The 12,217-nt window shown below is 54.1% G+C and carries 11 protein-coding genes; 9 read left to right on the top strand and 2 right to left on the bottom strand.

The genetic code is table 11. The features are described from left to right. Nucleotides 1-20 precede the first annotated feature (20 nt). Nucleotides 21-3,224 (bottom strand): ribonuclease E, encoded by a 3,204-nt coding sequence (gene rne, locus DBY68_RS14220; RefSeq protein ID WP_108475739.1) that lies wholly within the window; start codon nucleotides 3,222-3,224, stop codon nucleotides 21-23. 718 nt (nucleotides 3,225-3,942) lie between these two features. Here rne and rluC point away from each other — a divergent pair. Continuing rightward, entirely contained in the window at nucleotides 3,943-4,902 is a 960-nt protein-coding gene (gene rluC / locus DBY68_RS14210; protein WP_108475737.1) for a 23S rRNA pseudouridine(955/2504/2580) synthase RluC, read from the top strand. 44 nt (nucleotides 4,903-4,946) lie between these two features. Here rluC and DBY68_RS14205 read toward each other — a convergent pair whose 3' ends face one another. After that, nucleotides 4,947-5,531, bottom strand: coding sequence for a nucleoside triphosphate pyrophosphatase (locus DBY68_RS14205; protein ID WP_108475736.1), 585 nt, complete (start codon nucleotides 5,529-5,531; stop codon nucleotides 4,947-4,949). A gap of 142 nt (nucleotides 5,532-5,673) precedes the next feature. Between DBY68_RS14205 and yceD the strand changes: the two genes are divergently transcribed. The 8 genes from yceD (at nucleotide 5,674) to fabF (ending at nucleotide 12,129) form a co-directional block, all read left to right on the top strand. Next, a complete protein-coding gene (gene yceD / locus DBY68_RS14200; RefSeq protein ID WP_108475735.1) occupies nucleotides 5,674-6,195 on the top strand; it encodes a 23S rRNA accumulation protein YceD in 522 nt (173 codons plus the stop codon). 16 nt (nucleotides 6,196-6,211) lie between these two features. Continuing rightward, nucleotides 6,212-6,385 carry a 50S ribosomal protein L32 gene (gene rpmF / locus DBY68_RS14195; RefSeq protein WP_002440227.1) on the top strand — a complete coding sequence of 58 codons (174 nt, stop codon included), beginning with the start codon at nucleotides 6,212-6,214 and terminating at the stop codon, nucleotides 6,383-6,385. A gap of 203 nt (nucleotides 6,386-6,588) precedes the next feature. After that, the gene (gene plsX, locus DBY68_RS14190) at nucleotides 6,589-7,647 is read left to right on the top strand and encodes a phosphate acyltransferase PlsX (protein WP_108475734.1); all 1,059 of its coding nucleotides are present in this window, start codon (nucleotides 6,589-6,591) and stop codon (nucleotides 7,645-7,647) included. A gap of 60 nt (nucleotides 7,648-7,707) precedes the next feature. Beyond that, a complete protein-coding gene (locus DBY68_RS14185; RefSeq protein ID WP_108475733.1) occupies nucleotides 7,708-8,661 on the top strand; it encodes a beta-ketoacyl-ACP synthase III in 954 nt (317 codons plus the stop codon). 16 nt (nucleotides 8,662-8,677) lie between these two features. Beyond that, a complete protein-coding gene (fabD, locus tag DBY68_RS14180; protein WP_108475732.1) occupies nucleotides 8,678-9,607 on the top strand; it encodes an ACP S-malonyltransferase in 930 nt (309 codons plus the stop codon). A gap of 11 nt (nucleotides 9,608-9,618) precedes the next feature. Next, nucleotides 9,619-10,353, top strand: a complete 735-nt coding sequence (gene fabG, locus DBY68_RS14175) for a 3-oxoacyl-ACP reductase FabG (RefSeq protein WP_108475731.1) — start codon at nucleotides 9,619-9,621, stop codon at nucleotides 10,351-10,353. A gap of 209 nt (nucleotides 10,354-10,562) precedes the next feature. Next, nucleotides 10,563-10,799, top strand: coding sequence for an acyl carrier protein (gene acpP / locus DBY68_RS14170; RefSeq protein ID WP_003857954.1), 237 nt, complete (start codon nucleotides 10,563-10,565; stop codon nucleotides 10,797-10,799). An 88-nt stretch (nucleotides 10,800-10,887) separates the two neighbouring features. Further along, on the top strand, nucleotides 10,888-12,129 hold the full coding sequence (gene fabF / locus DBY68_RS14165; RefSeq protein WP_108475730.1) for a beta-ketoacyl-ACP synthase II: 1,242 nt from the start codon (nucleotides 10,888-10,890) through the stop codon (nucleotides 12,127-12,129). Nucleotides 12,130-12,217: the final 88 nt, after the last annotated feature.

The raw sequence follows: 12,217 nt of genomic DNA, 5'->3' as shown, positions 1-12,217 counted from the left end.
TTTGCTTTTTAGCGTATCGGTTACTCAACAGGCTGCGGACGCGTCGGCGCCGCAGAGGCCTGATGGGTTGCGCTATGGCCACCCGCAGCACCTTTACCGTCGAAGCCGAATGCCGGGCGAACCCAGTCGCTATGGCGCGGCGCTTCCGGCACATAAGCTGGAGCCGGTGCGCGAGTCATCGGCGCGCTGGCGTGATGTGCCGCAGCAGGTGCAGTTTCGACAACAGGCTCTGCCACCACTTCTGGCTCGGCGACGGCAACCGGTGCTTCTTCGACCACTGGCGCTTCTACCGGTGCAGCGGTTTCAGCAACCACTTCTGCAACCGGCGCTTCCGGCTCAACTGCGGCAGGCTGCACTTCTTCAACCACTTCCTGCGCAACCACGGCGTCTTCTTCGGCGATGATCTGCGGTTGTTCAGTTACCGGCGCTTCAATCACTTCCGGATGGGTGGTTTCAACTGCCGGTTCAACAATCTCAGCAACAGGCTGCGCTGCGGCGGCAGGTTCAACGGTTTCAACCGCTGCTACTGGCGCTTCGGCAACCACAGGCTCAATCGCTGCAACTGGCGCAACAACCTGCTCTACGGTTTCCTGAACGACAACATCCTGTTCGCGTTGCTCTTCAACCACCTGATCCTGCGGACGGGTTACCGGATAACGGATCCACACTTTACCTGACGCCAGCTCCGGCGATGCGCACGCGACGGTCAGCGGCATCGGAGACTGGGTCGGATAACGCTCGTCACGATAGCGACGACGACGCTGACCGCTCACGCGCAGATGACGCGGGGAACGGCGTGAACGACGCGGCATACCCGCTGTATCACGTGCTTCACCGTTGTCATCATGCTCGGCCTGAGCCGGCGCGCTTTCAACGACGGCAGGCAGATCGACTTTTGCCAGCTCGGTACGCGGTGCGGACGTTTCCTGCGGAATATCGTCTTCGAAGGTTTCGCGCGCTGCCGTCTCTTCCGCGGTTTCAATGCGGATTTTTTGCGTCAGCTGGCGTTGCTTACGACGCGGCATAGTCTGCACGCGCTCTTCCTGTGCATTGTCCTCTGCAACGATTTCGTCACGAACTTGTGATTTGGCTTCCTGCTGTGCCTGACGTTTTTCATCGTTGTTGCGACGACGATTACGTTCACGGCGCGGCTGCTGCTCGTCACGGGATTTTGCTTTCTCGCCATCGTCCGCGATGTTCTGCTGACGGTTGTCGCGCGTTTCCGCATTTTGCTGCGGTTTTTCGCGACGGTTGCGGCGGTTGTCCTCACGACCCTCGCGGCCTTCACGTGGTTCGCGGGCTTCGCGTCCTTCGTTATCGCCACGATTGTTATCACGACGTTCGTTGCGGTCGCCACGATCGCCTCGGTCGTTGCGGTCATTACGATCGCGACGATTGTTTTGACGCGGCTTGCGACGCTCCTGCTGGCGAGCAGGTTTCTCTTCTTTCTTCTCAGGCTGCGGCTCAACGACTTTCTCTTCGCTACCACCGAACAGGTTTTTCAGGGCGCTGAAGAAGCGAGACACCAGGCCAGGCGCGGCAGGCGCAGCGGCTGTTTTGGCTGCGGTCGGCGCGGAGACTGCCGGTTTTGCCGTTGTCGGTTCAGGCGGAACGTCTGGCATCACAAAGGTCGCGAGAGCCGGTTGCTCAGGCAGTTTACGTTCAGCAGGTTCGTCTTCAGACGGCAGTGCCATCTCTTCTTCGTGCAGTTTCGGCAGCAGATAGCTCAGGGTCGAGGTCTCTTCGCCTTTACGAACGCGCAGTACATGATAGTGCGGCGTTTCCATCTGATCGTTCGGCACGATAATGCAGCGAACGTCGCCACCCTGACGGCTTTCAATGGCGCTTACCGCGGCACGTTTTTCGTTCAGCAGGTAAGACGCAATTGGCACAGGGACGATGGCGTGTACTTCTTTGGTGTTCTCTTTCAGCGCTTCTTCTTCAATCAAACGCAGGATCGAGAGAGCCATGGATTCGTTGTCACGCACGGTGCCGGTACCGGAGCAGCGCGGGCAGACGTGATGGCTGGATTCACCCAGTGACGGGCTCAGACGCTGACGCGACATTTCCAGCAGGCCAAAGCGTGAGATGTGGCTGATTTGGATACGCGCACGATCCTGGCGAACCGCTTCGCGCAGGCGGTTTTCTACCGCGCGCTGGTGGCGTACCGGCGTCATATCGATGAAGTCGATAACAATCAGACCGCCGAGGTCGCGCAGGCGCAGCTGGCGGGCAATTTCATCAGCGGCTTCAAGGTTAGTGTTGAACGCGGTTTCTTCGATATCGCCGCCGCGGGTTGCACGCGCGGAGTTGATGTCGATGGCGGTCAGGGCTTCGGTGCTATCGATAACGATAGACCCACCGGAAGGCAGACGCACTTCGCGCTGGAATGCGGATTCAATCTGCGATTCGATTTGGTAATGGCTGAACAGCGGGATTTCACCGGTGTACAGTTTGATTTTGCTGCTGAAATCCGGACGACCCAGCGCGGAAATATGCTGGCGAGCCAGCTCCAGCACTTTCGGGTTGTCGATGAGGATTTCACCGATGTCCTGACGCAGATAGTCGCGGAAGGCACGCACAATGACGTTGCTTTCCTGGTGAATCAGGAACGGCGCAGGGCGGCTTTCAGCGGCTTTTTTGATGGCTTCCCAGTGTTTCAGGCGGAAGCTTAAATCCCACTGCAATGCTTCGGCAGATTTGCCAACGCCTGCGGTGCGAACGATAAGGCCCATGCCATCCGGCAGCTCAAGGCTTGCCAGCGCTTCTTTCAGTTCAGTGCGATCGTCGCCTTCGATACGGCGAGAGATACCGCCCGCACGCGGGTTGTTCGGCATCAGCACCAGATAACTGCCCGCCAGGCTGATAAAGGTTGTCAGCGCAGCGCCTTTATTGCCGCGTTCTTCTTTATCGATCTGGACAATCACTTCCTGACCTTCACGGAGCACGTCTTTGATATTCGGACGGCCATGTGCGCTGTAGTTAGCGGGGAAGTATTCGCGGGCAATTTCTTTGAGAGGGAGGAAACCGTGACGTTCAGCGCCGTAGTCAACAAACGCTGCTTCAAGACTCGGTTCAATACGGGTAATTTTGCCTTTGTAGATGTTCGCTTTCTTCTGTTCATGGCCTGGGCTTTCAATATCCAGATCATACAGACGCTGCCCATCAACGAGGGCGACACGCAACTCTTCCTGCTGAGTTGCGTTGATTAACATTCTTTTCATCGTAACTTACTCATTATTCTTACATTGACGACTAAGCTGCGAGCAGAGTGATACCTTTCCGGGGTAAACCGATGGCCTCGTGACTGTTCACGTCGCCAACCTCACGGTTGTCGCTCGCTTAAGAGGCGCAGAGTGTCGGTCGCCTGTATTTCAAACGGAAACACAGCGCAATTATCAGGGGAACAGCCTGGGATAACTCTCCAGAGAAGATTCCATTTATACTCATCGTCATTCTCTCACCAGACGCGTGGCTTCGCCTGCTTACCCCAGTTGCTTTGACTTAGGTAAGCTTCCGGGGACGCCCGGCTTGCCGTCATTCTGTTGAGTGAAATCCAGTAAAGTATCTACCGGTAAGGACTGCAACCCGCAGCCCGCTAACTGTCTGAAAGATCAATACGTCTTACGCCATTGCTGCGTGGATGATCGGACAGACAAAACTGGTCATTCCGTTTAATTCCTTGCACTAACAAGATGAACACGGAAAACGTCTTCATTATTCCTTGCTAACCTTGTTATAGCAAGTTGACTTTCACCTTTTATCACCCGGTTAATCACAGTTTTTTCACTTGCTCGTTGAGATTGCTCTAATAACAATCAACGCATTCAGTGAAGAAGACCCTGAGTCAGGGTAATGATAAAAATCTATTCGAACTATGAAGAGTATAAGCACAGAAAAATGAGTGGCGCTATTGAGCAGGGATATTTAGAATCGCCCACCATGAAAACTGAGACTCCAACCGTAAAAATGGTTGCCATCAGCGCTGATGAAGCCGGGCAACGAATTGATAACTTTTTGCGCACCCAACTGAAGGGCGTGCCGAAGAGTATGATTTACCGCATCCTGCGTAAGGGTGAAGTGCGGGTGAACAAAAAACGCATCAAACCCGAGTACAAACTGGAGGCGGGCGATGAAGTGCGTATCCCGCCAGTGCGCGTTGCGGAACGCGAAGAAGACGCCGTTTCACCGCATCTGCAAAAGGTGGCCGCGCTGAGCGACGTTATCCTTTATGAAGATGAACATATTCTGGTGCTGAATAAGCCATCCGGTACGGCAGTACACGGTGGCAGCGGTTTGAGCTTCGGCGTGATTGAAGGCCTGCGCGCGCTGCGCCCGGAAGCGCGCTTCCTGGAACTGGTGCACCGTCTTGACCGTGATACATCAGGCGTGCTGCTGGTGGCGAAAAAGCGCTCTGCGCTGCGTTCGCTGCATGAACAACTGCGTGAAAAAGGGATGCAGAAAGATTATCTGGCCCTTGTGCGCGGTCAGTGGCAATCGCACGTTAAAGCGGTGCAGGCGCCATTGCTGAAAAATATTCTGCAAAGCGGTGAGCGTATTGTACGCGTGAGCCAGGAAGGCAAACCGTCAGAAACGCGTTTTAAAGTCGAAGAGCGCTATGCGTTTGCCACGCTGGTGCGCTGTAGCCCGGTGACGGGGCGTACGCACCAGATCCGTGTGCATACCCTTCATGCGGGACATCCGATTGCCTTTGACGATCGCTATGGTGACCGCGAATTCGATCAGCAACTTACCGAAGCGGGGACCGGGCTTAAGCGTCTGTTCCTGCATGCGGCGGCGCTGAAATTCACTCACCCAGGCACGGGCGAAGTGATGCGCGTAGAAGCGCCAATGGATAACGCCCTGAAGCGCTGTTTGCAGGTGTTACGTACTATCAAATAAAAGAAGGGCAGCCTCAGGCTGCCCTTCTTGTCAGTATGTACACTCTATCTACTTAACGGATTAAACCCTTCCCGGCGCAGCATCTGGCACAGTGCAATCAGCGGCAGCCCCACCAGCGTGTTTGGATCGCGACCTTCGAGACGTTCAAACAGCGCGATGCCTAATCCCTCGCTTTTAAAACTGCCTGCGCAATTCAGCGGGCTCTCTTTTTGCACATAATGGTTTATTTCTTGCTCAGTCAGATGACGAAAATGGACATCAAAAGGTTCGCATTCAGTTTGTAACTGGCCATTAACAGAATTATAAAGCGCCAGGCCCGTATAAAAAGTCACAATATTGCCACTGGCTTTCTTTAATTGTTTACGCGCATTTTCTTCCGTATGCGGTTTGCCGGTTATTTCGCCATCCAACACGCAAACCTGGTCAGAACCAATAATCAGATGATGCGGAAAACGTTCAGCCAGCGCCTGCGCTTTCGCCTGCGCCAGACGCAGCACCAGATGGCGCGGGGTTTCGGCGGGGAGGGGAATTTCATCGACCTCGGGCGCGGCGCAGGTGAAAGGGATACCGAGTTTCTCTAACAGCAGGCGGCGATAAGGCGATGTGGAGGCTAAAATAATTTCAGGCATAATTTTTTAGGTAAACTCTGGCGAATTAGATTGCGACATTTTAAACTACACGCCGCAATGTGTGCGAATTATTGGCAAAAGGCAACCTGAGGCTGCCTTTTTCTTTGACTCTATGACGTTACAAAGTTAATATGCGCGCCCTATGCAAAAGGTAAAATTACCCCTGACTCTCGACCCGGTTCGTACGGCTCAAAAACGCCTTGATTACCAGGGTATCTATACCCCCGATCAAGCGGAGCGTGTCGCCGCGTCCGTAGTCAGTGTAGACAGTGATGTAGAATGCGAGATGTCCTTCGCTATCGATAACCAACGCCTCGCGGTTCTGACCGGTGATGCGAAGGTGACGGTATCGCTGGAATGTCAGCGTTGCGGGAAACCGTTTACTCACCAGGTTTACACAACGTATTGTTTCAGCCCGGTCAAAAATAATGATCAGGTTGAAGCACTCCCGGAAGCGTATGAGCCGATTGAGGTTAACGAATTCGGTGAAATCGATCTGCTGGCGGTGGTTGAAGATGAAATCATCCTCGCCTTGCCGGTGGTTCCGGTGCATGATTCTGAACACTGTGAAGTGTCCGAGGCGGACATGGTCTTTGGTGAATTGCCTGAAGAGGCGCAGAAACCAAACCCATTTGCCGTATTAGCCAGCTTAAAGCGTAAGTAATTGAGGAGTAAGGTCCATGGCCGTACAACAAAACAAACCAACCCGTTCCAAACGTGGCATGCGTCGTTCCCATGACGCGCTGACTGCAGTTACCAGCCTGTCTGTAGACAAGACTTCTGGTGAATCCCACCTGCGTCACCACATCACTGCCGACGGTTTCTACCGCGGTCGCAAGGTTATCGCTAAGTAATCACGCGATACTCTAAGGATTTCGCGTTGCAGGAAGGCGGCAAGCGAGAGAACCTCCAATCGCATAGATGACTATGCGATTGGAGTGAACGAACGCAGCCAACGCCCCTGTAGCGTGAAAGACGACGAGTTCAAGCGTGGTGAAGCTTAGTGAGGCATTCCCCGTGTAAGCGGGGATTCCCAAACCGAGCGGCGACGATAACCTTGACACATCTAACCCTGGCGTTAGATGTCATGGGGGGAGATTTTGGCCCTACCGTGACAGTGCCTGCAGCACTGCAGGCACTGAATTCCTATTCGCAACTCACACTTCTTCTGGTCGGTAACCCCGACGATATTACGCCATTACTTGCCAAAGCTGATTTTGAGACGCGCTCTCGTCTGCAGATTATTCCTGCACAGTCAGTTATTGCCAGTGATGCACGGCCTTCACACGCCATCCGCAACAGTCGCGGAACATCGATGCGTGTGGCGCTGGAGCTAGTGAAAGAAGGGCGAGCTGAAGCCTGCGTTAGCGCCGGGAATACAGGCGCGCTGATGGGGCTCGCAAAATTACTGCTCAAACCACTTCAGGGGATTGAGCGCCCGGCGCTGGTGACGGTATTACCCCATCAGCAGAAGGGAAAGACGGTGGTGCTCGACCTGGGCGCTAACGTCGATTGTGATAGCACAATGTTGGTTCAGTTTGCGGTGATGGGCTCGGTGCTCGCGGAAGAAGTGGTTGGCATTGAAAACCCTCGCGTGGCGCTGCTAAACATCGGTGAAGAAGAGACGAAAGGGCTGGACAGCATTCGCGATGCTTCACAGATACTAAAAACATTGCCGTCTCTGAACTATATTGGCTACCTGGAAGCGAACGAATTGCTGACGGGGAAAACAGATGTTTTGGTTTGTGACGGGTTTACAGGTAACGTCACGCTAAAAACCATGGAAGGGGTTGTCAGAATGTTCCTTTCGCTGCTGAAATCGCAGGGCGAGGGGAAAAAAACGGCGTGGTGGCTGATTTTATTAAAACGTTGGTTACAAAAAAGTCTGACCCGGCGATTCAGTCACCTCAACCCCGACCAGTATAATGGTGCCTGTCTGTTAGGATTACGCGGCACGGTGATTAAGAGTCATGGTGCGGCGAATCAACGCGCGTTTTGCGTGGCGATCGAGCAGGCAGTGCAGGCGGTGCAGCGACAAGTCCCTCAGCGGATTGCCGCTCGCCTGGAATTGTTATACCCGGCTGGTTTTGAGCCGCAGAACAACGACGCAAAGTAAGCGAGCGGCGTGCTGATGTGCAAAGCTGATGGGTATGTTACCGGATAAGATTGAGCGTACATGTATACGAAGATTATTGGTACCGGCAGTTATCTGCCCAAGCAAGTGCGTACGAACGCCGACCTGGAAAAAATGGTTGATACGACTGACGAGTGGATTGTCACGCGCACAGGTATCCGTGAACGCCGTATCGCAGGCCCGGATGAATCCGTTGCAACGATGGGCTTTGAAGCCGCTCAGCGCGCGCTGGAAATGGCGGGCGTGGATAAAAACGATATCGGCTTGATCGTTGTTGCTACCACTTCTGCAACGCACGCTTTCCCAAGCGCTGCCTGCCAAATTCAGAGCATGTTAGGCATCAAAGGCTGCCCGGCATTTGACGTCGCCGCAGCCTGTGCGGGCTTCACCTACGCCCTGAGCGTAGCAGACCAGTACGTGAAATCCGGCGCGGTGAAAAATGCGCTGGTGATTGGTTCTGATGTGCTGGCGCGCACCTGCGATCCTGCCGATCGCGGCACGATCATTATCTTCGGTGACGGCGCGGGCGCCGTGGTTCTGGGGCAGTCTGAAGAACCGGGAATTATCTCCACCCATCTGCACGCAGACGGTAGCTACGGCGATCTTCTGACGCTGCCTAACGCCGATCGCGTTCATCCAGAAAATTCGATTTATCTGACCATGGCCGGGAATGAAGTGTTCAAGGTTGCGGTCACTGAACTGGCACACATCGTCGAAGAGACGCTGGCGGCCAACAATCTTGACCGTGCTGAACTCGACTGGTTAGTGCCACATCAGGCCAACCTGCGTATCATCAGCGCCACGGCGAAAAAACTCGGCATGTCGATGGATAACGTTGTGGTGACGCTGGATCGTCACGGCAATACCTCCGCGGCCTCTGTGCCTTGCGCATTCGATGAAGCGGTGCGTGATGGTCGTATTAAGCGCGGGCAACTTGTGCTGCTGGAAGCCTTTGGTGGCGGGTTTACCTGGGGCTCTGCACTGGTTCGTTTCTAAGTATAAGGATAAAAAAATGACGCAATTTGCTTTTGTGTTCCCTGGGCAGGGTTCTCAAACGGTTGGGATGTTGTCCGAATTAGCGGCAACTCACCCAATTATTGAAGAGACTTTCCGTGAAGCGTCTGACGCGCTGGGTTATGATCTGTGGGCACTGACCCAACAGGGCCCGGCGGAAGAGTTGAACAAAACCTGGCAGACACAGCCTGCACTCCTGACCGCATCCGTTGCGCTGTACCGTTTGTGGCAGCAGCAGGGCGGTAAAGCGCCGGTTCTGATGGCTGGCCATAGCCTGGGTGAATATTCTGCGCTGGTTTGCGCTGGCGTCATTAATTTCGCTGATGCGGTTCGTTTGGTGGAACTGCGTGGCAAGTTTATGCAGGAAGCCGTGCCGGCAGGCACCGGCGGCATGTCCGCTATTATTGGCCTGGACGATGCGTCTATCGCCAAAGCCTGTGAAGAATCTGCCGAAGGGCAGGTGGTTTCTCCGGTGAACTTTAACTCGCCGGGCCAGGTGGTTATCGCCGGACACAAAGAAGCCGTTGAACGCGCGGGTGCTGCCTGTAAAGCCGCTGGCGCAAAACGTGCGTTGCCACTGCCGGTCAGCGTACCGTCTCACTGTGCGCTGATGAAGCCTGCTGCTGAGAAACTGGCCGTTGAGCTGGCAAAAATTACCTTCAACGCACCGCAGATCCCGGTCATCAACAACGTGGATGTGCAGTGTGAAACCGCGCCGGACGCCATTCGTGATGCCCTGATCCGCCAGCTGTACAGCCCGGTTCAGTGGACGAAGAGTGTAGAACTGATGGCTGCGAAAGGTGTTGAGCACCTGTATGAGGTTGGACCGGGTAAAGTCCTTACCGGCTTGACCAAACGTATTGTAGATACCCTGACGGCATCGGCGATCAACGAGCCGGAAGCCCTGTCAGCGGCACTTGCGCAATAAAAGAGGAACGCATGAGCTTTGAAGGAAAAATTGCCCTGGTGACAGGCGCAAGCCGCGGTATTGGCCGCGCAATCGCTGAAACTCTCGTCGCCCGCGGCGCGAAAGTTATCGGCACTGCGACCAGTGAAAACGGCGCGCAGGCGATTAGCGACTACCTGGGTGCGAACGGTAAAGGTCTGATGTTGAATGTGACCGACCCGGCATCTATCGAATCTGTTCTGGAAAATATTCGCGCAGAATTTGGCGAAGTGGACATTCTGGTCAATAATGCCGGGATTACACGTGATAACCTGTTAATGCGCATGAAAGACGATGAGTGGAACGATATCATCGAAACGAATCTTTCATCAGTTTTCCGTCTGTCAAAAGCAGTAATGCGCGCTATGATGAAAAAGCGTCACGGTCGTATTATTACTATCGGTTCTGTGGTTGGTACCATGGGAAATGCTGGTCAGGCTAACTACGCTGCGGCGAAAGCCGGTCTGATCGGTTTCAGTAAGTCGCTGGCGCGTGAAGTTGCGTCTCGCGGCATTACGGTGAACGTTGTTGCTCCGGGCTTTATTGAAACGGACATGACGCGTGCGCTGTCTGATGACCAGCGTGCGGGTATCCTGGCGCAGGTTCCTGCGGGTCGCCTCGGCGGCGCACAGGAAATCGCCAACGCGGTTGCATTCCTGGCATCCGACGAAGCAGCTTACATCACGGGTGAAACTTTGCATGTGAACGGCGGGATGTACATGGTCTGACCGCGATTTGCACAAAATGCTCAGGATGCGCGCAGTCTACGTAGTTCTGGGCATAATTAGTGCAAAATGATTTGCGTTATTGGGGGGTATGGCCTCAAAATAACGTAAAATCGTGGTAAGACCTGCCGGGATTTAGTTGCAAATTTTTCAACATTTTATACACTACGAAAACCATCGCGAAAGCGAGTTTTGATAGGAAATTTAAGAGTATGAGCACTATCGAAGAACGCGTTAAGAAAATTATCGGCGAACAGCTGGGCGTTAAGCAGGAAGAAGTTGTGAACTCCGCTTCCTTCGTTGAAGACCTGGGCGCAGATTCTCTTGACACCGTTGAGCTGGTAATGGCTCTGGAAGAAGAGTTTGATACTGAGATTCCGGACGAAGAAGCTGAGAAAATCACCACCGTTCAGGCTGCCATTGATTACATCAACGGTCACCAGGCGTAAGTGAACATCTCCAGGCGGTCACTCGACCGCCTGAGTTTTATCTTTTTATCCCAACGAATCTTATTTATTCCCTCCCTGGAGGACAACCGTGTCTAAGCGTCGTGTAGTTGTGACCGGACTGGGCATGTTGTCTCCTGTCGGCAATACCGTAGAGTCTACCTGGAAAGCTCTCCTTGCCGGTCAGAGTGGCATCAGCCTGATCGACCATTTCGATACTAGCGCCTATGCAACGAAATTTGCTGGCTTAGTAAAGGATTTTAACTGTGATGACATTATCTCGCGCAAAGAACAGCGCAAGATGGATGCCTTCATTCAATATGGAATTGTCGCTGGCGTACAGGCCATGCAGGATTCTGGCCTTGAAGTGACGGAAGAGAACGCAACCCGCATCGGTGCCGCTATTGGTTCCGGTATCGGTGGTCTCGGCTTGATCGAAGAAAACCACAGTTCGCTGGTAAACGGCGGACCGCGTAAGATCAGCCCGTTCTTTGTTCCATCCACAATTGTTAATATGGTGGCCGGTCATCTGACCATCATGTTTGGTTTGCGTGGGCCAAGTATCTCTATCGCAACGGCTTGTACTTCAGGCGTACATAACATCGGCCACGCTGCTCGTATCATCGCCTATGGCGATGCAGACGCGATGGTGGCCGGTGGCGCAGAAAAAGCCAGTACTCCGCTCGGTGTGGGTGGCTTTGGCGCAGCGCGCGCACTCTCTACCCGCAATGACAACCCACAGGCAGCGAGCCGTCCGTGGGACAAAGAGCGTGATGGCTTCGTGCTGGGTGACGGTGCAGGTATGGTGGTACTCGAAGAGTACGAGCATGCGAAAAAACGCGGCGCGAAAATCTACGCTGAAGTTGTCGGCTTTGGTATGAGCAGCGATGCTTACCATATGACGTCACCGCCGGAAGACGGCGCTGGCGCGGCGCTGGCGATGGTCAATGCACTGCGTGATGCGGCGCTTGAACCGGGCCAGATTGGCTACGTTAACGCACACGGCACATCAACGCCGGCGGGCGATAAAGCAGAAGCGCAGGCGGTGAAATCTGTCTTCGGTGATGCAGCCAGCCGCGTAATGGTGAGCTCAACGAAATCCATGACCGGTCACCTGTTAGGTGCGGCGGGTGCGGTAGAATCAATCTACTCTATCCTCGCACTGCGCGATCAGGCTGTACCGCCAACCATCAACCTGGATAACCCGGATGAAGGTTGCGATCTGGACTTTGTTCCTCACGAAGCCCGTCAGGTAAGCGGAATGGAATACACCCTGTGTAACTCCTTCGGCTTCGGCGGCACCAATGGTTCGTTGATCTTTAAAAAGATCTAATGCTGACGGCGGGTTTGCCCGCCGACGCTAAGACCGTTTAAGAAGGCCCGCTTTGCGGGTCTTTTTTTATCTTCAGTTTTCTCTGCTT

Origin of the sequence: Pseudocitrobacter sp. RIT415, assembly GCF_003057695.2 — a bacterium.
Classification (GTDB): Bacteria; Pseudomonadota; Gammaproteobacteria; order Enterobacterales; family Enterobacteriaceae; genus Pseudocitrobacter; species Pseudocitrobacter faecalis.
This window is presented reverse-complemented; position numbering and strand designations above follow the sequence as displayed.